At 40.6% G+C, this 22,857-nt stretch carries 23 protein-coding genes; 1 reads left to right on the forward strand and 22 read right to left on the reverse strand.

Features of this window, described 5'->3' with window-relative positions:
* The 13 genes from TZ96_RS07310 to TZ96_RS07370 form a co-directional block, all read right to left on the reverse strand.
* Positions 1-1,104 (reverse strand): glycosyltransferase, encoded by a 1,104-nt coding sequence (locus tag TZ96_RS07310; protein ID WP_142322040.1) that lies wholly within the window; start codon positions 1,102-1,104, stop codon positions 1-3.
* Positions 1,094-1,930 (reverse strand): LicD family protein, encoded by an 837-nt coding sequence (locus TZ96_RS07315; RefSeq protein ID WP_045763510.1) that lies wholly within the window; start codon positions 1,928-1,930, stop codon positions 1,094-1,096. The genes TZ96_RS07310 and TZ96_RS07315 overlap by 11 nt, the downstream gene beginning before the upstream one ends.
* Before the next feature lie 140 nt (positions 1,931-2,070).
* Positions 2,071-3,390 carry an LCP family protein gene (locus TZ96_RS07320; protein WP_045763511.1) on the reverse strand — a complete coding sequence of 440 codons (1,320 nt, stop codon included), beginning with the start codon at positions 3,388-3,390 and terminating at the stop codon, positions 2,071-2,073.
* On the reverse strand, positions 3,387-4,235 hold the full coding sequence (pheA, locus tag TZ96_RS07325) for a prephenate dehydratase (RefSeq protein WP_045763512.1): 849 nt from the start codon (positions 4,233-4,235) through the stop codon (positions 3,387-3,389). Before pheA ends, TZ96_RS07320 begins: the two co-directional genes overlap by 4 nt.
* On the reverse strand, positions 4,232-4,708 hold the full coding sequence (locus TZ96_RS07330) for a shikimate kinase (protein ID WP_045763513.1): 477 nt from the start codon (positions 4,706-4,708) through the stop codon (positions 4,232-4,234). The genes pheA and TZ96_RS07330 overlap by 4 nt, the downstream gene beginning before the upstream one ends.
* Entirely contained in the window at positions 4,701-5,984 is a 1,284-nt protein-coding gene (gene aroA / locus TZ96_RS07335; RefSeq protein WP_045763514.1) for a 3-phosphoshikimate 1-carboxyvinyltransferase, read from the reverse strand. The genes TZ96_RS07330 and aroA overlap by 8 nt, the downstream gene beginning before the upstream one ends.
* Before the next feature lie 89 nt (positions 5,985-6,073).
* Positions 6,074-6,412 (reverse strand): YlbF/YmcA family competence regulator, encoded by a 339-nt coding sequence (locus TZ96_RS07340; protein WP_045614159.1) that lies wholly within the window; start codon positions 6,410-6,412, stop codon positions 6,074-6,076.
* An 11-nt stretch (positions 6,413-6,423) separates the two neighbouring features.
* On the reverse strand, positions 6,424-7,527 hold the full coding sequence (locus TZ96_RS07345; RefSeq protein ID WP_045763515.1) for a prephenate dehydrogenase: 1,104 nt from the start codon (positions 7,525-7,527) through the stop codon (positions 6,424-6,426).
* Positions 7,528-7,536: 9 nt separating this feature from the next.
* Complete coding sequence (aroC, locus tag TZ96_RS07350; RefSeq protein WP_045763516.1) at positions 7,537-8,703, reverse strand: chorismate synthase; 1,167 nt, start codon at positions 8,701-8,703, stop codon at positions 7,537-7,539.
* A gap of 9 nt (positions 8,704-8,712) precedes the next feature.
* On the reverse strand, positions 8,713-9,780 hold the full coding sequence (gene aroB, locus TZ96_RS07355; protein ID WP_045763517.1) for a 3-dehydroquinate synthase: 1,068 nt from the start codon (positions 9,778-9,780) through the stop codon (positions 8,713-8,715).
* 16 nt (positions 9,781-9,796) lie between these two features.
* A complete protein-coding gene (locus TZ96_RS07360; protein ID WP_045763518.1) occupies positions 9,797-10,654 on the reverse strand; it encodes a shikimate dehydrogenase in 858 nt (285 codons plus the stop codon).
* Positions 10,644-11,321: a type I 3-dehydroquinate dehydratase gene (gene aroD / locus TZ96_RS07365; protein ID WP_045763519.1), complete on the reverse strand. Its 678-nt coding sequence runs from the start codon at positions 11,319-11,321 to the stop codon at positions 10,644-10,646. The genes TZ96_RS07360 and aroD overlap by 11 nt, the downstream gene beginning before the upstream one ends.
* Positions 11,318-12,481, reverse strand: coding sequence for a class I SAM-dependent rRNA methyltransferase (locus TZ96_RS07370; RefSeq protein ID WP_045763520.1), 1,164 nt, complete (start codon positions 12,479-12,481; stop codon positions 11,318-11,320). The genes aroD and TZ96_RS07370 overlap by 4 nt, the downstream gene beginning before the upstream one ends.
* Before the next feature lie 246 nt (positions 12,482-12,727).
* Between TZ96_RS07370 and TZ96_RS07375 the strand changes: the two genes are divergently transcribed.
* The gene (locus TZ96_RS07375; RefSeq protein ID WP_045763521.1) at positions 12,728-14,179 is read left to right on the forward strand and encodes an alpha-amylase; all 1,452 of its coding nucleotides are present in this window, start codon (positions 12,728-12,730) and stop codon (positions 14,177-14,179) included.
* Positions 14,180-14,414: 235 nt separating this feature from the next.
* Here TZ96_RS07375 and TZ96_RS07380 read toward each other — a convergent pair whose 3' ends face one another.
* The 9 genes from TZ96_RS07380 to TZ96_RS07420 all read right to left on the reverse strand — a co-directional run bounded on the left by TZ96_RS07380 (position 14,415) and on the right by TZ96_RS07420 (position 22,811).
* Positions 14,415-15,089: a DnaD domain-containing protein gene (locus TZ96_RS07380; protein ID WP_045763522.1), complete on the reverse strand. Its 675-nt coding sequence runs from the start codon at positions 15,087-15,089 to the stop codon at positions 14,415-14,417.
* Between the two features lie 8 nt (positions 15,090-15,097).
* Positions 15,098-16,042 carry a homoserine O-acetyltransferase MetA gene (metA, locus tag TZ96_RS07385; protein WP_001122704.1) on the reverse strand — a complete coding sequence of 315 codons (945 nt, stop codon included), beginning with the start codon at positions 16,040-16,042 and terminating at the stop codon, positions 15,098-15,100.
* Between the two features lie 192 nt (positions 16,043-16,234).
* Positions 16,235-16,747 carry an adenine phosphoribosyltransferase gene (locus TZ96_RS07390; RefSeq protein ID WP_006145170.1) on the reverse strand — a complete coding sequence of 171 codons (513 nt, stop codon included), beginning with the start codon at positions 16,745-16,747 and terminating at the stop codon, positions 16,235-16,237.
* A gap of 131 nt (positions 16,748-16,878) precedes the next feature.
* Positions 16,879-17,475 carry a hypothetical protein gene (locus tag TZ96_RS07395; RefSeq protein ID WP_045763523.1) on the reverse strand — a complete coding sequence of 199 codons (597 nt, stop codon included), beginning with the start codon at positions 17,473-17,475 and terminating at the stop codon, positions 16,879-16,881.
* A complete protein-coding gene (locus TZ96_RS07400; protein WP_045763524.1) occupies positions 17,475-19,343 on the reverse strand; it encodes an ABC-F family ATP-binding cassette domain-containing protein in 1,869 nt (622 codons plus the stop codon). The genes TZ96_RS07395 and TZ96_RS07400 overlap by 1 nt, the downstream gene beginning before the upstream one ends.
* Positions 19,340-20,539: a CCA tRNA nucleotidyltransferase gene (locus tag TZ96_RS07405; RefSeq protein ID WP_075230476.1), complete on the reverse strand. Its 1,200-nt coding sequence runs from the start codon at positions 20,537-20,539 to the stop codon at positions 19,340-19,342. Before TZ96_RS07405 ends, TZ96_RS07400 begins: the two co-directional genes overlap by 4 nt.
* Positions 20,536-21,303, reverse strand: a complete 768-nt coding sequence (gene dapB, locus TZ96_RS07410; protein ID WP_045763526.1) for a 4-hydroxy-tetrahydrodipicolinate reductase — start codon at positions 21,301-21,303, stop codon at positions 20,536-20,538. The genes TZ96_RS07405 and dapB overlap by 4 nt, the downstream gene beginning before the upstream one ends.
* A gap of 281 nt (positions 21,304-21,584) precedes the next feature.
* A complete protein-coding gene (locus TZ96_RS07415) occupies positions 21,585-22,433 on the reverse strand; it encodes a DegV family protein (RefSeq protein WP_045763527.1) in 849 nt (282 codons plus the stop codon).
* 3 nt (positions 22,434-22,436) lie between these two features.
* Complete coding sequence (locus tag TZ96_RS07420) at positions 22,437-22,811, reverse strand: DUF1149 family protein (protein WP_045763528.1); 375 nt, start codon at positions 22,809-22,811, stop codon at positions 22,437-22,439.
* Between the last annotated feature and the right edge of the window lie 46 nt (positions 22,812-22,857).

The following is a 22,857-nucleotide window of genomic DNA, read 5'->3' on the forward strand; positions in this document are numbered from 1 at the left end:
CTACTCCTCTATTAGTTTTTCTACTTGTTCAATTTGTTTAGCAATCGTAAATTGCTGAATAAATTGACTGGCTTCATCGACATTAAAGCTTGATGCAGCTGTCATGTAGTTATCAATTGCTTGAGCTGCTTCTTGATTGCTTTTAATGATTTTACCAAATCGTCCTTCCTGAGATAATTCCTCAGCACCGCCTACTTCAGTAGATACAAAGGGAACTCCCAAACTCAAGGCCTCAACATAGACTCCAGGAAAACCTTCCTGTTTGGACATAGATAAAAGAACTTGCATCTTAGAAAGATACTGATACGGATTCTTTTGATACCCAAGGAAATGAACGTAATCCTCAAGTTGATACTCTTTGACTCGTTTTTTCAGCTCCTCTTCCATGTCACCAGCACCTATAAAGTAGAGGTGATATTTCTTGCCTTGCTGGTGCAACAGTCGTATAACTTCTACTACTCGGTCAGAACCTTTATTTTCTTCAATACGTCCAATGGTACAGATGCTCTGAGGAGCTATCTCAATAGCCACCTTCTCTTTTGATTTTTCCAAAATGCTTGCAAAATCATAACCATTATAGACTGTTACTAATTTCTGTGAGTAATCTGGATAAACTTCTTTGATAGAATTGCTGGTTTTTTTTGAAATTCCTACTATCCTATCAGCATCATCCAATTGTCGTCTATGAGAATCACGCTTAGAACTATCTGTTAAAAATTCTTCAATACTTCCATGAATCCAAGAAATCTTCTTCACTTCCTTGCGTTTAGAAAATAAAAGAGGAGGATTCATAATGGTAAAGGAAACCTCTACATCATATTGATCTTTTACTAGTAAACGTCTGGTGAGTCTTGGGAAATAAATTCTCAATCTCCATAAAAGCGCTCTTAACCATCTTGGTTGACGGTAGTCTTGAAAAGCTTTTAAAATTCTCACATTTTCAGGCACAGGTTCGTATCCTTTATCAAAATGTTCCATTTCAAGGATATCAATATCATACTTTTCCGGATCCAAGTTTGAAACAATCGTAGAAAGGATTTTTTCTGCACCTCCGCCTAGAGAGAAGGACCACATAAAAAATAAAATTTTCTTCTTATCCACCATATTCTCCCTTATATTCAGTGTAACTCTTATCCATATCTGCTATAAGGGCATCGTGGTGAGGCACTTGCTTGTCAGCTGGTGGTGGTGTCATGTAATCACCAAAAGCTGTGCTTAGATAGGCATCATAACCAACTGGAATAGGCATTTCTGTCCCTTCGAAGGGTAAGAAAATGCTATCTTCAAAGGCCTGAATTGGATACTTCTTCTTCATGTAGCCTGGACCTGAGCATAATTCTGTGATGCCATCACTTTCAGCTGGTCCATATTTGGTCATTTCTTTCTCAGCCTTTTTCCAGATACGATAACGAAGGGCTTTAGGAGTTAATCCTAGTAAAATCGTACTGCCCCATTTCATGAGAGCTCCATGATTTTCTGGAATGGTTTGGGCACAAAAGAGAGAATAAATCAAAGCCCAACGTACCTGTTTCTTACGTTCTGCTGGGTTTTTAGGATAGTAGTCCAAGGGAAGAACATCCAAGGCTAAGCCATGTGGAAGATCCAAGTCCTGTTGGTAAGGCTTGATGCAAGTTGTTGCCTTGTCTCGAATAGTGATAAAGAGGTTGCGATCAACAAAGTCTCTATCACTTTTTGATAAGAAGTAACGCTCATCCGCATAACGAGGCCATAACTCTGCTAATTTTTCATAATCCTTGCGGGGCATAAAGAAGTCTAAATCATCATCCCAAGGAATAAAACCTTTATTTCGTAGAGCTCCAATAGCTCCTCCACCACACAAATAACAGAGCAAATCGTGTTCTTTACAAAAGGCGACAAAATATTCAGCCATCTCTAGGCTACGAGCTTGAATTGCCTTTAAATCACTCATCTTATTCTCTTCCTCTTCTATAGAATACATCATTCTATTATACCATAAAAATAGCTTATAAATACATCTGACCATGTGAAAAATCAAAGCCCAAGATACCTATTTTCATAGGTATCTTAAGCTCTGATTCATTTTACATTTTATCTAAATCCCATTTGGGCCAATTTATTTTGATAGGCTTTTTGGTCCACTCGAAGGGATTGACCACCGTATACATCAAAGTCGTCTACCCAGTCTCCAAGTTCTGGAACTGTCAATCTTTCAATACCATTCTGCGCACCTTCAAGGACTGATAAGCCATTGGTCAATAAGAAAGTATATGGAAGGTTTGTAGAGGTCATGGCGAATACTTTACCAAGAGCTTTCGAACCAGTGAAAAGTTTTGTCGGATCTTTAATTTGTTGTAAAACAGCAGTCATGACTTGTTGCTGTCTACGAGTACGGCCATAGTCCCCTTCATCATCATCACGGAAACGTGCATAGTTGAGAAGAGTCGAACCATTCATCTGTTGTTTCCCAGCTCGAATGGTTTGAGTCGGTGACTCAGTTTCCGTTGCGTGCAAGTCATCTCCTACAGTCGCTTCTGTAACTGGGACCCCGTTTAGAGTTGAAAACTGAGCATCAATGGTCACACCATCAGGGAAAAGCGTATCAATGGCTGTCGCAAAGGCTTGGAAATCGACAAGGGCATAATATTTGATGTCTAGATCAAAATTATCCTTGAGGACCTTGCGGACCATTTCAGCTCCTTGTTTACCTTCTTGTTCCCCTAATTCGTAGGCTAAGTTTAATTTATGGTCGGTCTGTTTTTGACCATTGATGACTTGGCTATATCCATCAATATAGACCAAGTTATCACGCATAAAGCTAACGAGCTTCAATTTTTTATCTTTGCCACTTACATTCAGAACCATAATGGAATCTGTCCGTGTTTCTGCACTATTCTGTCCGATACGTCCATCCGTACCCAAAATAAGAATATTAACCCCATCACGCGTATCTTGTCCATTGAAGACTTCAACCTGAGCAGCTTTGGCATCTTTGGGCCCATTTGAGCTATTAGGATTCGCCGATTGGAATCCCTTTAAGAACATGACGATCATTCCAACTGCTACACAAAGGAATAACATCCCTAACCAAGCAAATAAGCGTTTAAAACGAAAACCTCTTTTTTTCTTTTGCTTCTTAGCTTTTGGAACCTTTGTTTCCAGTTGAGCCCCACCACTACGGCGGCTAGAACGGCTACGATTAGCATAGGTTGGTAGGTCGATACCAGAGTCTGAAAGAAGTTGTTCTTTGGCTTCTGGATTGAAAACTTCCGCTAAACCTTTTTGACCTTCTAACTTAGCATGTAAAAAGTCAAATTCTCTCTTTTCTTTTTCATTCAAATAATGAATATTTTTCAAAAGATAGTCATATCTCAGTTTTTCATGGTGTGTCAAAGGATTCTCTCTAGTCATTCCTTCTCCTTTCCTTTATCCTGTATGGTATAGATAGGATAAGCACCTAGTACTTTATACTGGATTCCAATCGTTTCTAGTTCTTTTTGAGCAAAATGGACCAGTTCTTTATCAGTATAAGCGACATCAATGATAAAAAAGTATTCGCCCAAGGCTGTTTTTAGGGGACGACTCTCAATTTTAGTCAAGTCAATCCCGCGCCATGCAAAGGTAGAAAGTGCTTTGTATAATGCACCTGGAAGATTATCTGGCAAGGTCAAAGCTAGACTCATCTTTTCAGAACCTGGACTCAAGGGGATTTGTGGTAATTTAAGTCCCAAAACCCAAAAACGAGTAAAATTGGCTTCCATTTCTTGAATATCTTGAGCGATCAGCTTTAAACCATATTCCTCTGCAGAACTTCTTGGGGCAATGGCCGCAAATGGTTGATCAGGATGCTCAGAAACATAGCGCGCAGCGTAGGCTGTACTGGCAGTGACTTCTAGTTGCGCATCTGGATAATGCTCGTCAATAAATTTCTTCCCTTGTGCCAATGCTTGTGGGTGAGAAAAGATTTTCTCTATTTTAGACTGTCCTGGTACTGCCATCAATTGTTGGTGGATTGGCTGAACAATCTCTGCCACAGCTTGAATGCGAGCCTGATGGAAAAGATAGTCCAGAGTCTCATGGACACTACCTTCAATGGAATTTTCAACCGGCACTACTGAATAGTCTACCAATCCCTGTTCATAGGCCTTGATAACGTCTGTAATATTTGAAAATGGCTCCAGTTCCTCATGAGGAAAAGCCGTTTGCACCACATGGTGCGAAAAAGATCCTTTGGGACCTAGATAGGCAATTTTCATATCAATTCCTCTATAATTTCCTCTGGGCTTAGCTTAGACACATCGATAACTTTACTAGCCACTTCCTCATACCAAGCCTGTCTTTCATTAAAAATCCCTGCCAAATCTTCCTTACTATTTTTTAGAAATAGCGGGCGTTTATTTTCCTTATCAGCTGAAATTCGCTGGTAAAGGGTCTCAAAATCTGCTTTAAGATAGATGTTGTCTGGATTTTGCTTGAGTAAGTCACGATTTTTCTGAGAAATGACTACTCCACCACCAGTAGACACGACTTGGTCCGTTTTTAGTAGGTCAGCCAAAACTTCTTCTTCTATCTGACGGAAGGCTGCTTCTCCTTTTTCTTCAAAGAAACGAGCAATTGGCATCCCCAGTCGGTCTTCAAGCAAGGCATCCATGTCTACAAAGTCAGGATCTAATCCTCTAGCAATAGTTGATTTTCCTGCACCCATAAAACCTAGTAAAACCTTAGCCATGAATCAAAGTCTCCAAATCATCAAAGAAGCTTGGGTAGCTAGTATTAATGGCTTCTGCACGATCCAATTCGACCTCTCCATCTGCCACTAAAAGCGCTGCAATGGCTGTCATCATGCCGATACGGTGGTCCCCAAAGGTATTGACTCTGGCTCCATGGAGGGCAGATTTCCCTTTGATAATCATGCCGTCTGCTGTAGGAGTAATAGCTGCTCCCATGCTATTTAAAGCGTCTGCGACAACTTGAATACGGTCTGTCTCTTTGACTTTAAGTTCTTCAGCATCTTTGATAACCGTTTGCCCTTGAGCTTGGGTAGCAAGGAGAGCGATAATTGGTAATTCATCAATTAAGCGCGGAATCAAGGCTCCACCAATCTCTGTTCCTTTTAGGCCTGAAGTTTCGACAGTCAAGGTTGCAGACTTAGCAATTGGATCAATATCAGTAATCTCTAATTTGCCACCCATAGCACGGATAACATCAATAATCCCTGTACGAGTTTCATTAATACCGACATTCTTAAGTACCACACGAGAATTCGGCACAATCAGACCTGCGACCAACCAAAAGGCTGCACTAGAAATATCTCCAGGTACGACAACCGTTTGTCCATTTAGTTTCTGTGGTCCCTGGACAGTGATTTTCTTACCATCGACACTCAAGTCTCCGCCAAATTGACGCAGCATATCTTCGGTATGATTACGAGTGCACTCCTTTTCAATGATGACAGACTGGCCTTGAGCCTGCAATGCCGCAAAAATCAAGGCTGACTTAACTTGAGCAGAGGCAATGGGCAACTCATAATGAATAGGTGTTAAGTTTTTTGTACCTTTTAAGTGCAAGGGGGGCAAGTCTCTCTCTGTTTGACCAGAAATACTAACTCCCATTTTTTTCAAAGGAAGGGTCACACGGTCCATAGGGCGTTTGGAAAGACTATCATCTCCAAACATCTCCACTTCAAATTCTGCACCAGCAAGGACGCCCGAAATTAAACGAATTGATGTCCCAGAATTCCCCATATCGAGAGCGTTCTTAGGGACTTTCAATCCATCCATCCCAACACCTTGAATGGTAACGACGCCGTCTTTATCCTCAATCTCAACACCAAGGTCACGAAAAACTTGCATAGTTGATAGGACATCTTCACCACGCAGGATATCATAAACTTTAGTCTCACCCTCAGCCAAGCTCCCAAAAATAATAGAGCGATGACTGATGGACTTATCCCCTGGCACTCGAATACTACCATTCAAATGGTTAATGTTTGTTTTTAACTTCATACTAGACCTCATACTGACAATACTTTTTCTTATTTTATCATAAAAAGTCAGAAATTTCTTAAAAATTCCTGACTTTATGAGGTAAATTCTTATTTTAAAAGCTCTGAAATTGGTTCAAAAACAATTTTTTCAATATCAGATAGATAAATAGAAAGTTGTTGCTGTTTGGCAAAGAAAGCTGATAAAAGAGAGTTGCCTTGAATCTGCTTGCCAAAAGATTCCATTTTTTCTTGGAAAGAAGCGTCTGGCATTTGACCAGTTTGGGCCATGACTTGGATTTCATGTTGAAAAGCAATATAATCTGCAAAAATCTTGCTAGCTTCTGCATCGGCTTGGATAGCATCTCTAGCTTCCTTAACCGCCTTGTATTCAGGCAATTCGCGTAGTCCGCGACTTAGTTCGTTTGCACTATCATAAATATTTGACATGATTGTCCTCCTTATTTAATAACGACTGTGTAATTCGTATTTTCTGTAATGACTTGCTCAGCACGTTTTAAATCCTGAGCATTCTTAAAGGAAATTTGCAGAATCCCGTGAATATCTTCACGGTTTTCCTCATTGATATGGATATTGACCAAGGAAGTTCCTCTTAGCAATTCCAAGATGCGCAAGATCACATCTTCCTCATCGGGAACATCTACATAAAGATCAAATGAGCTATCTACTCCTCCACGTTTATGGATTTCCATAGCTTGACGTTGTTCACGCGCTTGATTGAAAAAGTTCCAGATTTGGTTTTCATCACCCTTACTGATTGCTTGCTCAATCTCGTCCAAACGACCTTTGAAGTCCTCGATGCGTTCAATAATAGTCTCTCTATTGGATAGGAGGATAGACGTCCACATGCCTGGCTCACTTTCGGCGATTCGAGTCATATCACGAAAACCACCGGCCGCAAACCGTCGTGCCATCTCATGCTCTTCAGCATAGTTGGCAGTTTGTTCCATTAAACCTGATGCTAAAATATGAGGAAAATGACTAATCTGAGATGTCACTCGGTCATGCTCTTCAGCATCGATTTCAATGAAACGAGCATGAAGACCCGACAGCAAGTCTTTCATTTCTTCAAGCGTATCTGGAGTCGTTAGGCTCGAAGGCGTAAAGATATAGTAGGCATTTTCAAAAAGATTAACATCGGCAGAAGCCGCCCCTGTCTTATGACTCCCTGCCATGGGATGAGCTCCAACAAAGCGAACGGACTTATCAGCAAAACACTTCTCAGCTGTAGCCACGATAGCTGACTTGGTCGATCCAGCATCGGAAATAATAACACCTTCTTTCAAGTCCAAGTTGGCCAATTCCTTAATAAAGGCAATGGTTTGCTTGATTGGTAAGCTGAGGATAATAACATCTGCAAGTGGAGCAAAACTAGCAAAATCATCCGTCGCACGATCAATCATTCCTCGCTCCAAAGCAATATCTCTAGACGCTTGACTACGATTGTATCCTAAAATTTCATAATCAGGATGATCCCGCTTGATTCCGAGTGCCATGGAAGCACCAATCAAACCTAGTCCTGCGATATAGATGGTTTTTGCCATAAGAGCTCCTTAATAATTCTTTGTATACTCCCGATGTTTAGCAACAGCTTCTTTTAATTCTTCCAGATTATCAGAGGAGAATTTCTCAAGGATTTCTTGAGCCAAAACTGTTGCTACGACTGCCTCCATAACGACACCTGCTGCTGGAAGAGCAGTAGGATCACTTCTCTCCACCGTTGCCTTATAAGGCTCATGAGTTTCAATATCGACACTCATCAACGGCTTGTAGAGAGTCGGAATTGGTTTCATAACCCCACGGACAAGAATCGGTTGGCCATTGGTCATACCACCTTCGAAACCTCCGAGATTATTAGTACGACGAGTATAGCCATCTTCTGGTGACCAGAGAATTTCATCCATGACTTGGCTGCCCTTGAGATAACCTGCTTTAAAACCAAGTCCAAATTCCACACCCTTAAAAGCATTGATTGAAACAACTGCTTGAGCTAATCTTGCATCTAGCTTTCTATCCCATTGGACATAGGATCCCAGACCAACTGGAACGCCACCGACAACCGTTTCTACAACTCCACCGATGGTATCTCCATCACGTTTGATTTGGTCAATATAGTCCTTGATTTCCTGCTCACGTTCTTGGTTAACGATAGAAACTTCTGACTGGGCAGCTAGTTTTTTGATCTCTGCGACTGTTAAGTTTTCTGGAACATCGATTTCCTTGCCACCAAAGACAACAACATGGTTGGCAATTTCGATATCAAGCTCAGCCAATAGACGTTTAGCCACGGCCCCAACTGCTACTCGCATGGTTGTTTCACGGGCAGATGAACGTTCCAGGGAATTTCGCAAATCATTAAAGCGGTATTTGATACCGCCTACCAAGTCAGCGTGACCTGGGCGAGGATGAGTGATTTTTCGTTTACTTTTAAGTTTGTCTTCAATATCCTCGGCAGACATAATATCTAGCCATTTTTGATGGTCTTTGTTAATGACATCCATGGTAATGGGAGCCCCTGTCGTCTTCCCGTGGCGAACACCAGAAGTAAAGACAACTTGGTCGCTCTCGATCTTCATGCGTCCACCACGACCGTAACCACCCTGGCGACGTTTGAGATCCTCATTGATATCATCGGCAGTCAAAGGAAGACCTGCTGGGATTCCTTCAATAATTGCTGTCAGACGAGGACCGTGTGATTCTCCTGCTGTTAAATATCTCATACATTCTCCTTATTTTACCAAGTAATCTTTCATTTCTTCGAGAGAAACTGGGTGAATCCTTGCTGAACCAAGTTCTGGTACCAAGACTAATTTCATAGTGTTGCCACGCGCTTTTTTGTCATGGGTTAAAGCCTGATAGAGCTTTTCAACATCCCAGTTTTCATAATCCACAGGAAGTCCAAATTTCTGACACATTTCTCGGATAGACTGAGTGATTCCAGCTGGCATAAGGCCTTTTTGTTCGGCTACCTTAGAAACCTGAACCATTCCCATCGCTACTGCCTCACCATGCATAACACGTCCATAACCAGCAGTCGCTTCGATAGCATGGCCAATTGTATGACCAAAATTGAGATACAGACGAATACCATTGTCCAATTCATCTTCGACTACCATCTTGCGCTTGACCTGGCAAGAATGCTCAATCAAACTCTCGGAATGTTCCAATATGCTTTCCACAGAACCATCCATTTTAGATAATAAGTCCCAGAGTTCTGGATCTTCAATTAAGCCATACTTGATGACTTCACCCATTCCTTCAATCAACTCTCTCTTACCTAAGGTTTCAAGAACGGTTGGATCAATCAAAACGCCGTCTGGTTGGGCAAAAGTTCCCACCATATTCTTGGCAAAAGGAGTATTTACTCCTGTCTTACCACCGATTGAAGAGTCCACTTGAGCAGTCAAACTGGTCGGAATTTGAACAAAGTGAATACCTCGCATATAGGTTGAGGCTACAAAGCCAGCCAAATCACCAACGACACCACCACCTAAAGCTACGATGCCGTCACTGCGAGTCAAGTCTTGCTTAACTAGAAATTCATAAGCCTTTTGAACTGTGGTTAGATTTTTTCGCTCTTCACCCTCTAGAAAGTCAAAAACTGCCACTTGAAAACCAGCATCCTCTAGGCTCAATTTAACTTTTTCTGCATAGAGAGAAGCCACATGGTTATCGGTAATGATAACGACTTTTTGCGGTTGCCAAAGTTCCCGCAACCATTTTCCTGCTTGAGACAGGCATCCTTTTTCAATCTGAATATCATAAGGATGGTGGGGAAGGTCTATTTTGATTTTCATAGCAGTTCTCCTTTTTTCATTTTTGATACTTTTGTTTTAGTAATTCCCAGATTTGAGTGGTTGGCATTTCCTTGCCTGTCCATAACTGAAAAGCTTCAGCTGCTTGGTAGAGCAACATACCAAGGCCGTTAATAGCTTGGTTTCCCTGGTTTCTTGCCCACTTTAAAAATGGTGTCTCAAAGGGTTGATAAATCACATCAGCGACCAAGAGCTTCTCTGGCAAAAGGACACTTGTTGAGATTGGCAGAGACACTCCATCCATACCAACACTAGTCGCATTTGCCAGTAAATCCGAATCAGTTATCCTTGCTTGCAGTTCAGAAACATCTTCTAAAGCAAATAAATCTACTTTAAACCCTGTTTCATTTTGTAGTTTTTCTAAGTAAGGTCTTGTTTTTTCTATTGAAGTCGAACGTACAAAGACAGAAACCTGACTGACTCCATCCAAGATTGCCTGTGCCAAAATTGCCTTGGCTGCACCGCCTGCTCCCAACAAGACCATTCTTTTCCCAGATATTTTAAAAGAAGGCAAGCTCTTAAAGAATCCCTTGCCATCTGTGTTATATCCAATTAAAGTTCCCTCTCGATTCACCACTGTATTGACAGCACCAATCAAACGAGCTTCTTCACTCAATTGATCCAAATAAGGAATCACCTGTTCCTTGTAGGGCATAGAAAGATTGATTCCAAACATCTGGAAACGACGAATGTTGGCAACTGTTTCTGCCAAGTCAGTTTCTTCTACCTCCCAAGCAAGATAAACCCCATTGGTATTGGTTGCCTCAAAAGCTTGATTGTGAATGAAGGGTGAAATGGAGTGTCTGATAGGATTGGCGACTACAGCTGCTAAACGTGTGTAGCCATCAATCTTCATTTAGTATCTCCCGAATTTTTTTCATGCTAGAAAGTGAAATCTGTCCTGGAGCACTGGCTTCGTCCAGACATGCAAAAGACCAGCTAGAACCCGTCACATCTGAAGTAATACGAGAAACCTTGCCCACTTTCCCCATAGAAATCGTCACATATTCTTGTTCTGGGTTCAGTGTTTTAAAGCCACGTGTAAAGTTCATAAGGTCCAATACATCTTGTTCTGTATGAGCCATAACCGATACTTTAACCACTTTTGGCGTTAGGCTGGTTAGCTCGGATAAGATTTCCATCATATTCTCTGGAGTTTCTTGGAAATTATGATAACTCAAGACTAGATTTGGAAAATCAAGCATTTCTTCAAAAACATCCTTATGGGAGAAATACTCAAAATCAATGTATTCTGGTTGATAGAGTTGAGCTACATCTTTGATAATTTGTACATACTCTGCCGAATCCAAATCGATCTCGCCTCCCTCAGCACGAGTACGTAGGGTGAAGAGGAGTTCGCGACCTGCAAATTTTTCAAAAATAGCTGGAGCTACCTGTAAAATAGCTTCCTTTGGTAGGAAGTCGGCACGCCACTCAATGATATCAGCATCGATATACCGCATGGCATCGATTCCTTGCGCCTCTTCTAAACTCTTTGGCATTACTGAAACGACTAATTTCATTTAGTTACCTTCATGCTAATCACCTTAAGGTAATTACTACTTTCATCTTTTTCATTGTAGACAAAGTCTGCTGGAAGTCCATATTTATTAAGAACCTGGTACTTTCTTCCTGCAAATCCTTTGTCGATTTGTTCTATAAATTTTTGACGGGAAACATTGGCAGCATTGGTGCTAGCAATGATCATACCTCCCGGATTTAAAATCTCTAAACTCTGGGAAATCAACTTGTGATAGTCCTTAGCTACAGAGAAAGTTTGCTTTTTATTACGGGCAAAGCTAGGTGGATCTAGAACGATCACATCATAAGACAAGCCCTTACGTTTAGCGTATTTAAAGTATTCAAAGACATCCATAACAATGAAACGATGATTGTCAAGACTGAGTCCATTGGCATGAAAATGAGCTTCTGACAGTTCTCTCGAACGTTTGGCTAGATCTACAGAGGTTGTTTCATTAGCGCCTCCCATTGCTGCAGCAACTGAGAATGCTGCTGTGTAGGAAAACATATTAAGCAAGGATTTTCCCATAGCTAAACCATCAACCAAGCTACCACGCACTTCATGTTGGTCCAAGAAGATGCCTGTCATAAGACCGTCATTCATAAAAACTTGATAGAGGACGCCATTCTCAAGAACTGTAAAATTTTCTGGTGCTTCTTGACCATAGATATGGGCAGACTCATAGTCTAGACCTTTAAAACGAATCTTTTCATAGGCACCTAAGACTTCTGGGAAAACCTGAGCAAAGGCTGCTAGGATCTGTTGGCGAAGCCCATAGACATAGGAGTTATACCAGGAGAAAACAACATAATCTCCATAGAGATCCAAAGTCATTCCACCAAAGCCATCGCCTTCTTGATTAAACAAACGAAAGGCAGTTGTCAACTCATCTTGATAGTAAGAAGAACGTTTTTGTTTGGCTTTTTCAAACAAACTTTCAAAGAAGGATTGGTCAAAAGAAAGATTCTGGTTCGTTACAAACCAACCAATCCCCTTATTTTGACGAGATAAATAAGCCATGCCCAAAAACTGCTTGTTTTGACTAAATAACTCAACTTCTTGATCAGTTTCAGATAGTTCTGGAAAATCAATTTCCTCCAAAAGTACTAGACCTTGGTTTAGTTTTTTTTCAACACGTCTACTGACGAATACTTTATTCATAAATACTATTATAACAAATTTTGTGACAATTCACAAAATAGAAACTATTGATTCATCCATCATCTTGCCCTATCTGAGAGAATTTTTCCTCCCATTAGTCCTACTATTTTTCTTTTATAGTATTTCAACACTTCCAGTTGAAAAATAGACATAAAATTCAAAGAGTTTAATTACAACGCAAACGTTTGCGTATTCATTAGCTTTATGCTACAATAATTCTCATCACTGTAAGTAAGAGGATCAACTATGAAGAATCAAACCCTAATGCAATATTTTGAGTGGTATCTGCCCCACGACGGTCAGCACTGGACACGCCTAGCTGACGACGCTGAACACCTAGCCAACTTAGGTATTAGTCACATTTGGATGCCACCTGCTTTTAAAGCAACAAATGAAAAGGATGTTGGTTATGGCGTCTATGACTTGTTTGACCTTGGAGAATTTAATCAGAAGGGTACTGTACGTACCAAGTATGGCTTTAAAGAAGACTATCTTCATGCCATCCAAACTTTAAAATCTCATGGGATTCAACCAATGGCTGATATCGTCTTAAATCATAAGGCAGCCGCTGACCATTTAGAATCTTTCCAAGTAATAGAAGTGGATCCAGAAGATCGAACTGTGGAACTAGGAGAACCTTTTACCATCAATGGCTGGACTGGTTTTACCTTTGATGGACGACAAAACACCTACAATGACTTCCACTGGCACTGGTACCACTTTACTGGAACTGACTACGATGCTAAACGCCGTAAGTCTGGTATCTATCTGATACAAGGTGATAATAAAGGCTGGGCTCATGAGGAATTAGTCGACAATGAGAATGGCAATTACGACTATCTTATGTATGCCGATCTAGATTTCAAACATCCTGAAGTGATACAAAATATTTACGACTGGGCTGATTGGTTTATGGAAACGACTGGCGTAACAGGTTTCCGTTTGGATGCAGTTAAACACATTGACTCTTTCTTTATGCGCAACTTCATTCGCGATATCAAAGAAAAATATGGCCAAGATTTCTATGTCTTTGGAGAATTCTGGAATCCAGACAAGGAAGCAAATCTGGATTACCTTGAAAAGATTGAAGAACGCTTTGATCTTGTCGATGTTCGCCTTCACCAAAATCTCTTTGAAGCAAGCAAGGCTGGAGAAGACTATAATTTGACAACCATCTTTGAAGATAGTCTGGTGCAAATCAATCCAGAAAGAGCTGTAACCTTTGTCGATAACCATGATACTCAACGTGGCCAGGCTCTTGAATCCACTGTTGAAGAATGGTTTAAACCAGCAGCCTACGCCCTCATTCTTTTGCGAGAGCAGGGGCTCCCATGTGTCTTTTATGGAGACTACTACGGTATTTCTGGTCAATATGCTCAGCAAGATTTCAAAGATGTTCTTGACCGTTTGCTAGCTATTCGAAAAGAGTTGGCTTATGGAGAGCAAACGGACTACTTTGATGACCCTAATTGTATCGGTTGGGTCCGTTCAGGAGCTGAAAATCAATCGCCACTTGCCATCGTGATTTCTAATGCTAAAGAAAACTGCAAAACCATGTTTGTCGGTCAAGAATGGGCTGACCAAACCTTTGTTGATTTGCTTGGTAACCATCCTGACCAAGTAACCATCAATGCTGAAGGCTATGGAGATTTCCCAGTTACAGAACGCTCTCTTAGCGTCTGGGGACTGGCTAACTAATCAATTAATACTCTTCGAAAATCTCTTCAAACCACGTCAGCTTCTCCTTGCCGTATATGTGTTACTGACTTCGTCAGTTCTATCCACAACCTCAAAACGGTGTTTTGAGCAACCTGCGGCTCGCTTCCTAGTTTGCTCTTTGATTTTCATTGAGTATAAAACACACAAAAAATGCCCACAAGCTAGATTTTCTTTCTAGCCTGTAGGCATTTTTTTCTATTATCAATACTTAAAATTAGTCTTTCCAAAGATCCATAGCATTTTGAAAATCTGCAGAAACTTGAACATTTTGAGGATTAGTCGCTTCTCTCTCCTGACGCTTAGCCTCTACCTGGACTACACTCTTAATACCTTCATGACGCCAGTTTCTTAGGATAGCTTGGATGTACTTCCAATTTGGTTTTCCATTCAAAACAGCCTCACGTAGGGCCTCTTTGATCAGGTCCGCACTGGTTCCGTCTTCTTTCAAACTCTTTTCTAAATCTTCGATTTCAAAAGGACTTAATAGACGACCTAACTCTTGTTGGAAGGTTTCCACCAAGTCTTTCAAATCATTTTTAGCAGGTACCACTTGATTTGGTTCTTGCTTTTCAAAAAGTTGGTCTAAGCGCTCTAAAGCTAAAGTCGCATCAAAAATCACTTCTATCTCACCATTGAGTTCAATGGTTCGGTATTGAAGTAAGCCTTTTTCTGTCAAGCGCGAAATCGCTTGATTGACTTCAAAGACTTGCTTTCCAATTTTCTCAGCAATCTGGCTTGGGGACAATTCCCCTAAAGCTGTTGTATTTTGTAGGTAAAAGAATTGCCAAACTAAGAAATCATCGCTTGATGAAAACAGTTGATTGTAGTTTAAGAGCAGAGCACTTGGTAGCACCAAGTTCCCTGATTTGAAAGCATCTAAATATGTCATAATTCCTCTTATAAATATCCAAAATGAGACACATCTTCTTCTGCACTCTTCCACTCAAAAGGCGTTTCTTGGTAAACTGCATAATTTACCCAGTTACTGAAAAAGAGAGCTGCTGAGGAACTCCAACGCATACAAGGAAGTTCATGGATGTCATCATTTTTGAAATAATTTTCTGGTATATGGGGATCTAAACCAGCATCTAGATCTCTAAAATATTCCTTGGCTAGCGTATCACGATCATACTCCAAATGCCCAAAGCTATAAACTTCTCTTAAATCTCGGCTTGCAAGGATAGAGATTCCCACCTCTTTTCCAGATGCTAAAATCTCTAGATTGGTTTTATTTACAATGTCTTCTTTGAGAATTTCTGTGTGACGAGAATGAGGAGACACATACAAGTCATCAAAACCTCTCAACAAAAGATGACCTTCTTTTAAAACATCCTGAGGATAAATTCCCGAAAGCTTTTGAGCCATCTGGTGTTTATCTACGCCGTAACGATAGTAGAGGCCAGCCTGTGCTCCCCAGCAAATATGCAGGGTTGAAAAGACATGTGTCTTTGACCAATCGATGACCTGAGTAAATTCCTCCCAATAGTCCACTTCTTCAAAAGGAAGATGCTCAACCGGCGCTCCTGTGATAATCAAGCCATCAAAATACTGGTCTTGAACTTCCGAGAAGGTCTTATAAAAAGTCTCCATATGCTCAGAACGAGTTGTTTTCGACTGATGACTTTCCATATATAAGAAATCAATATCTAACTGCAAAGGAGTATTAGCTAAATGTCGTAAAAGCTGAGTCTCTGTAACCATCTTCTGTGGCATCAAGTTTAAAATCAGAATTTTCAGTGGTCGAATATCCTGATGAGCCGCCCTCTGGTCATCCATGACGAAAATATTTTCCGTTCGTAAAATCTCAACTGCTGGTAATTTTTTATCAATTCGAATCGGCATGGAAATCTCCTTACTGTATCAATTCTAGGCTCAAACGAACATACAGTCGTCAAATGAAAAATCAGCTGACGAAAGTCCTTCCCTTTATTATACTGTAAGAAGATATAGTTTTCAATTATAGTTTTTCTCTAACTAGATATAGCCTTTTTTTATATCAGATGAAGAGAAAACAGCCCTAGGGACTGTTTTTCATTAATAATGCATAAGCACTTTATAATCGTAATCTCCGATAGCTTCGCGACCTTTAAGCTCATCAAGCTCAATCAAGAAGGCACAACCAGCTACGATACCACCAAGTTTTTCAATCATTTCGATGGTTGCTTTCACAGTACCACCTGTTGCCAAAAGGTCATCTACGATGAGAACACGTTGACCTGGTTTGATAGCATCTGCGTGCATAGTCAAAGTATCAACACCATATTCTTTTTCGTAGTCAGCTGAAATGACTTCGCGTGGCAATTTTCCTGGTTTACGCACAGGTGCAAAACCAATTCCCAACTCAAAAGCGACTGGACATCCAACGATAAATCCACGCGCTTCTGGTCCTACGATCATATCGATCTTTTTATCAGTAGCATATTGAACAATTTCACGAACAGCATAGCTGTAGGCATTGCCGTTGGCCATCAAAGGGCTTATATCACGGAATGTAATTCCTTCTTGTGGATAATTTTCAATACTTGCAATGTAATCTTTTAAGTTCATAGCATTTCTTTCTTTTTAAGTTTTTACTCCCTATTATACCATAAATCTTAGAAAAGAGAAATAGAAAGAAACCCTGGAAACTGAGTCCAAGGCTTCTAATCAGATCTATAACTATTGCTCGCTTAATAAAATCATTTCTTCTTTTTGCTTTTAGAGTTTTGATTGCGTTGACGATTTTGTTCGATGCGCCACTCTCGCTCAAAGTAGGACATGGTTTCAAATACTCTGCGTGGTAAACCAACATCCAGCAAATAGATTGGGATTTTCAAAACATTTGATTGCTTTGCAGTCAAAAATCTACTTCGTAGACAATTCCATAAAGAGTTGGATTTTATAAAATCCTTGTCATAAAAATGAACTTCAATAGTATAAAAATCCCTTGAACTTCTACCACCCTTGATTCTCATTAGAGAAAATGTTTCTACTTGCCCCCAGGAATAAAACTGCCAATCTTTTTTAGGATGTGGCTTATAGGAAAAACCTTGGGCCGTACATTTCAAATACTCTTTATCTGAAAAAAGAAGTCGCAAACGTTCATACAAAATCCATCCAACAATGATGATTAAGAATAAGACAAAGAGTCTTAATGCCACCAATCCCACAGGTGCCTCCTTGGGATAGGTCATCATAAAAGATAGGATCCAAAGAAGAAAAGCTAACTCAAGGAAGCAGAGAACAATAGTCCAAATGATTTTCTTACTGCTCCATTTGATAATTTTTTCTTCCATTACGCCAACTCACTTAAATATTCATAGCGTTCATATTTTTCAAGCAAGGCTTCATTCTTCTCATCTAACTCTTTTTGAAGAGTAGCTAGCTTCCCAAAGTCCGAGCCATTGGCCTGCATTTCCTCTTCAATGACTGAGATACGGTTTTCCAAGGCTTCGATGTCACCTTCAATACTTGCCCACTCTTGCTTTTCTTGGTAGGTCATGCGTTTCTTTTCTTCACGGACTTTGACGACTTTTTCCTTCTCAGCCTTTTGAACTTGACTTGTCGCTTCTGCTTCGAAGGCTTTTTCATCTAGGTAGTCGGTATAATGCCCAAAGAAAGGACGAATGCTACCATTCTCAAAAGCAAGAATCTTAGTCGCAACTTTATCAAGGAAATAGCGGTCGTGACTAACTGTTAAGACAGGACCTGCAAAACCTTGTAAGAAATTTTCTAGAACAGTTAAAGTCGCAATGTCAAGGTCATTTGTTGGCTCGTCCAAAAGAAGCACATTGGGTTTTTCCAAGAGCAACTTGAGGAGATACAAGCGTTTTTTCTCTCCACCAGATAACTTTTCAATCAAGGTCCCATGTGTTGAACGCGGAAAGAGGAACTGTTCTAGCAATTCAGCGATAGAGGTCGTAGAGCCACCACTAGTCTTAACCTCTTCTGCCACTTCTTGTAGGTAATTGATAACTCGCTTGCTTTCATCCAGACCTTCGATTTGTTGAGAGAAATAGGCGATGCGAACTGTCTCACCGATGATAACCTCTCCTTCAGTTGGCTCGAGACTTCCCGCAATGAGATTGAGAAGAGTTGACTTACCAACACCATTGTCCCCAACGATTCCGATACGGTCTTTGGCTTGAACCAAAAGGTTAAAATGTTGCAGAATCTGTTTGTCGTCATAGGCAAAGGAAACATCCTTAAACTCGATGACCTTTTTACCGATACGGCTAGTTTCAAAATTCATGCTCAAGTCTGTCTCAACACTAGTATCAGAAACCTCCTTTTTCAAGTCATGGAATCGATTGATACGTGCTTGCTGCTTGGTTGCACGAGCTTGTGGTTGTCTACGCATCCATGCCAATTCTTGCTTGTAAAGCTGTTCCTTTTTGTGAAGAAGTGCTGCGTCGCGCTCATCCTGTTCAGCCTTGAGACGAACATAGTCTTGGTAATTTCCTTGATATTCTGTCAAACCAGCTCGGTCCAACTCAAAGATTCGCGTAGAAAGAGCATCTAGGAAGTAACGATCGTGGGTGATAAAGAGAACCGTCTTCTTAGAATTTTTCAAAAAGAGGGTCAGCCACTCAATGGTGGCAATATCCAAGTGGTTGGTAGGCTCATCAAGAAGCAAAAGATCATGATTGCCCAGAAGGACTTGCGCCAACTGAACCCGTCTTCGCAAACCACCTGATAGTGCTCCAACGGGAGTTGATAAATCCTGAATACCCAACTTGCTGAGAACGGTCTTGACCTGACTTTCGATTTCCCAAGCTTGGAGGGAATCCATCTCCGCCATAACCCTTTCCAAACGGGCCTGCTTGTCCTCACTGTAGTTGAGCATGAGTAATTCATACTCACGAATCAACTGGATTTCTTTCAAATCGCTCGATAGAACAGTATCCAAGACAGTCTTGCTATCATCAAAATCTGGGTCCTGAGTCAAGTAGCCAATTTTGTAATCATTCTTTGCTAAAAATGGGCTAACATCACCATCAAAACCAGAAACTCCTGAAAGCACATCTAAAAGGGTTGTTTTTCCAGTTCCGTTGACACCGATAAGACCGATTCTGTCCAAGTCATGAATGATAAAGGAAATATCCTTAAAGACAGTCTTGTCTCCTACAGATTTACTTAGTTTTTCAACAATAAAATCACTCATTTTTTCTCCCTCAAGTAGGCATGGATGGCTTCCAGGTTATTTTCCAAATCTCCATCCACAATAGCATACTCAATTTCTGCTAAAATTTCTCCCATTTCTGGTCCTGGTTGATAGCCATATTCTTTGATCAAAATCCCACCATTGATTTGCATTTCTTTCTTATCATGAATGGTCAAACTCTCATAGGTTTCTGTGATAGCTTGCGGATTGACTTCTTTCCCTTGAGCTCGGCGAAGATTTTCAGCCTGTAAAAGCAAATCTAGATCAAAGCGGTAACAATCGCGCTTGCTTAGTTCTCCTTCTTCACGAAGTTCTAAGATTGTTAGCAAATCTTGAACTTGCTTGGCAAATTGACGCGAAGTTTTCCAATGTTTCAAAAATTGTTGAGCATCTTCCACTTCTAAAACCCATAAAAGTGCTGCCCAGGCTTGCTCAGAAGATTCAAAGGTAAAATCAGCCTCTAAGTCAAACAAAGATTGGAGTTTGTCCTGACTACCAGCCATATCTGGAAGATAATCATAAGCTTTACTTGCAATCATAGAAGACAGACCTACTCGCCAATGAGGAGCTAGTAGAAGTTTATCAAATTCAACAAAAGTACGTTCCACAGAAATTTTCTCTAAGAGTGGCGTTAAGGTCTTCATCGCTTCAAAGGTTTCTTGCTCGAGTTCAAAACCAAGACTGGCTTGGAAACGAAATCCACGCATGATGCGTAGAGCATCTTCATTAAAACGCTCACTAGCTACACCAACTGCTCGCAGGACTTGATTTTCTAGATCTCTCAAACCATCAAACAAATCAATGATTTCGCCCATCTCATCTAAGGCAAAGGCATTAACTGTGAAATCACGTCGTTTGAGGTCCTCTTCTAGCGAACGAACAAAAGAAACTGAACTTGGTCTACGGTAGTCTACATAGACATCTTCTGTTCGAAAAGTGGTTACTTCGTACTCTTCATCTCCGTCTAAAACCAAAACTGTTCCATGCTCAATGCCAATGTCAGCTGTACGAGGGAAAATCTGCTTGGTCTCCTCTGGATAAGATGACGTCGCGATATCTACATCATGGATGGGACGATTGAGTAGGGCATCCCTAACAGAGCCTCCAACAAAATAGGCTTCAAAGCCTGCCTCTTTAATTTTTTCTAATACTGGTAAAGCCTTCTGAAATTCAGAAGGCATTTGTGTTAATCTCATAATAAGTGTTCTAATCCATAGACAAGCTCATGACGCTTGACAACTTCTTTGATTCCCAAATTCACCCCTGTCATGAAGGAGCTACGATCATAGGAGTCATGACGTAGGGTCAATCCTTCTCCCTGATTTCCAAATATAACTTCCTGATGAGCTACCAAACCTGGTAAACGGACTGAGTGGATTCGCATACCATCAAAGTTAGCTCCACGTGCACCTGCAATGAGTTCTTCCTCATCGCTAGCACCTTGTTGGATAGACTCACGAACCTCTGCCATCAACTCAGCTGTTTTGATAGCTGTTCCACTAGGAGCATCTTTTTTCTTGTCATGGTGAAGCTCAATAATCTCTACATTTGGGAAGTATTTTGCAGCTTGTGTCGCAAATTGCATGAGTAAGACAGCACCCAAGGCAAAGTTAGGAGCAATCAAGCCACCCAAGTTTTTAGAACGAGAAAATTCTTTTAGTTCTTCAATCTCTTGACTAGTGAAACCTGTTGTTCCAACGACAGGAGCAAAACCATTTTCAAGCGCAAAACGGGTATTCTCATAGGCAACAGCTGGTGTTGTAAAGTCCACCCACACATCTGCTTCAAAGCCTGCCAAGTCATTCTTATCATTGAATACTGGAATTCCCTGCCATTCTGTTGCAGTTTCGAAAGGATCCAATACTGCAACTAGTTCAAGTTCAGGATCAGACAAAACCATCTGACAAGCAGATTGTCCCATTCTCCCCTTAAAACCAGCAATAATTACTCGAATACTCATCTCAATCTCTACTCCTGTTTAAGATACAAAGGACCCTAGCTGCCCATGAAAAATAAGGAATGGCGCTGACTATACACGAAAGGCAAGACAGGCATCTTTTTTCAAGAGGTAGGTAGTCCGTGTTCAATTTTTAAGATACAAAGCCTGTAAGAACTCAAAGTGAAAATAGGAGTTCTGATCAAGGAGTGTCTACTCCTTAAAAGAACTATCTTTTTCACACAGAGTTCCAGGCGTGTTCAATTCTAAGATACAAAGGACCTTAGCTGTCCATGAAAAATAGTCTAGATTATGGGTGTATAGCCCAGAGCAATACTTCCTTCTCCCAGGTGAGTCCCAATAACACTACCGAAGGTTGCAATTGAAACATCTGTAGCCACTCCACCATCGATTAAAAGCTGGCGCAAATCTGCTGCTTTTTGAGGAGCGTTCCCGTGAATGACAGTAATCTGGTAATTCCCATTAGCTGTTGCTTCTTTAACAATTTCAACCAAGCGTTTTGTAGCCTTTTTCTCTGTACGAACCTTTTCGTATACTTCTATCACACCTTGGTCATTGAAATATAGGATTGGCTTGATACTAAGGAGATTCCCCAAAATGGCTGCACCATTAGAGAGTCGTCCCCCCTTAACTAGATGGTCAAGATCATCCACCATGATAAAGGCTGAAGTTTTCTGGATTTGATTTTCCAACTGATCTAAAATGGTAGTAAACTCTTCTCCTTGCTCTGCCCATCTAAAGACACTCTCAACCATATAGCCTAGGGGAGCGCTTGTAATACGGGTATCAGGAAAGGCAATGGTTAACCCTTCATATTCATCCTTCATATACTGGATATTTTGGTGAAATCCTGAAATTCCAGAAGATAGGAAAAGCCCCAAAGCATGTGTATAGCCTTTATCTTTCAATGATGATAAAATTTCATCCAACTTGGCAATACTTGGTTGACTCGTTTTTGGCAATTCGCTTGCTGAAGCCATTTTTTCATAAAATTCTTGAGCGGTTAGATTTACACCTTCAACATACTCCTGTCCATCGATATTCACAGGAATGTCTAGCACAAATAAATCTTCTTTCCGCAAGGTTTCCGCTTGTAGAAAAGCAGATGAGTCTGTTATGACCGCTAATTTCATTTCTTAAAACTCCAAATTAATTCCCGGTAAATCAAGGGCAATTTCTGTTACTTCATAAGTCAAACGATTAAGCATATCCAAACATGGACGAGCTAGTGTCTCAACCTCTTCTTGGCTGAAATCACTTGGTTGGTCGACAATCCGACCTTCAACATGATTGACTTGAGAAATCGTTCCACTAATGACAAATCTATCAAAGACAATCATAAAGCTCAAAACAACTACTAAAGAGGTAACTTGATTTTCTTGATCATGCTGAAGCAACTGGAAGTTTACATCAACCTTAGTTTCAGGTGCTCCATTTTCATTTTCCCATTCAAAGTTACGCGCATCGAAGTGATACTGACTAACAAATTCTTGTTCACGTTTTAAATTCATTTTCATCTCCATTGGTACAATATAGTTGCCATTGTACCATATTTTT

The organism is Streptococcus infantis (assembly GCF_000963255.1).
Taxonomy (GTDB): Bacteria; Bacillota; Bacilli; order Lactobacillales; family Streptococcaceae; genus Streptococcus; species Streptococcus nidrosiense.

Bases quoted from the DNA above. Each gene is read 5' to 3' on its own strand.
- TZ96_RS07320 (WP_045763511.1), bottom strand. From the start codon at position 3,390: ATGACTAGAGAGAATCCTTTGACACACCATGAAAAACTGAGATATGAC.
- aroB (WP_045763517.1), bottom strand. From the start codon at position 9,780: ATGAAAATCAAAATAGACCTTCCCCACCATCCTTATGATATTCAGATT.
- TZ96_RS07360 (WP_045763518.1), bottom strand. From the start codon at position 10,654: ATGAAGATTGATGGCTACACACGTTTAGCAGCTGTAGTCGCCAATCCT.
- TZ96_RS07340 (WP_045614159.1), bottom strand. From the start codon at position 6,412: ATGTCAAATATTTATGATAGTGCAAACGAACTAAGTCGCGGACTACGC.
- TZ96_RS07375 (WP_045763521.1), top strand. From the start codon at position 12,728: ATGAAGAATCAAACCCTAATGCAATATTTTGAGTGGTATCTGCCCCAC.
- aroC (WP_045763516.1), bottom strand. From the start codon at position 8,703: ATGAGATATTTAACAGCAGGAGAATCACACGGTCCTCGTCTGACAGCA.
- TZ96_RS07310 (WP_142322040.1), bottom strand. From the start codon at position 1,104: ATGGTGGATAAGAAGAAAATTTTATTTTTTATGTGGTCCTTCTCTCTA.
- TZ96_RS07405 (WP_075230476.1), bottom strand. From the start codon at position 20,539: ATGAGATTAACACAAATGCCTTCTGAATTTCAGAAGGCTTTACCAGTA.
- TZ96_RS07370 (WP_045763520.1), bottom strand. From the start codon at position 12,481: ATGAATAAAGTATTCGTCAGTAGACGTGTTGAAAAAAAACTAAACCAA.
- TZ96_RS07420 (WP_045763528.1), bottom strand. From the start codon at position 22,811: ATGAATTTAAAACGTGAACAAGAATTTGTTAGTCAGTATCACTTCGAT.
- dapB (WP_045763526.1), bottom strand. From the start codon at position 21,303: ATGAGTATTCGAGTAATTATTGCTGGTTTTAAGGGGAGAATGGGACAA.
- TZ96_RS07380 (WP_045763522.1), bottom strand. From the start codon at position 15,089: ATGACATATTTAGATGCTTTCAAATCAGGGAACTTGGTGCTACCAAGT.
- TZ96_RS07330 (WP_045763513.1), bottom strand. From the start codon at position 4,708: ATGGCTAAGGTTTTACTAGGTTTTATGGGTGCAGGAAAATCAACTATT.
- TZ96_RS07395 (WP_045763523.1), bottom strand. From the start codon at position 17,475: ATGGAAGAAAAAATTATCAAATGGAGCAGTAAGAAAATCATTTGGACT.
- pheA (WP_045763512.1), bottom strand. From the start codon at position 4,235: ATGAAAATTGCCTATCTAGGTCCCAAAGGATCTTTTTCGCACCATGTG.
- aroA (WP_045763514.1), bottom strand. From the start codon at position 5,984: ATGAAGTTAAAAACAAACATTAACCATTTGAATGGTAGTATTCGAGTG.
- TZ96_RS07400 (WP_045763524.1), bottom strand. From the start codon at position 19,343: ATGAGTGATTTTATTGTTGAAAAACTAAGTAAATCTGTAGGAGACAAG.
- TZ96_RS07345 (WP_045763515.1), bottom strand. From the start codon at position 7,527: ATGGCAAAAACCATCTATATCGCAGGACTAGGTTTGATTGGTGCTTCC.
- TZ96_RS07315 (WP_045763510.1), bottom strand. From the start codon at position 1,930: ATGAGTGATTTAAAGGCAATTCAAGCTCGTAGCCTAGAGATGGCTGAA.
- TZ96_RS07415 (WP_045763527.1), bottom strand. From the start codon at position 22,433: ATGAAATTAGCGGTCATAACAGACTCATCTGCTTTTCTACAAGCGGAA.
- metA (WP_001122704.1), bottom strand. From the start codon at position 16,042: ATGCCGATTCGAATTGATAAAAAATTACCAGCAGTTGAGATTTTACGA.
- TZ96_RS07390 (WP_006145170.1), bottom strand. From the start codon at position 16,747: ATGAACTTAAAAGATTACATTGCAAGTATTGAAAATTATCCACAAGAA.
- aroD (WP_045763519.1), bottom strand. From the start codon at position 11,321: ATGAAATTAGTCGTTTCAGTAATGCCAAAGAGTTTAGAAGAGGCGCAA.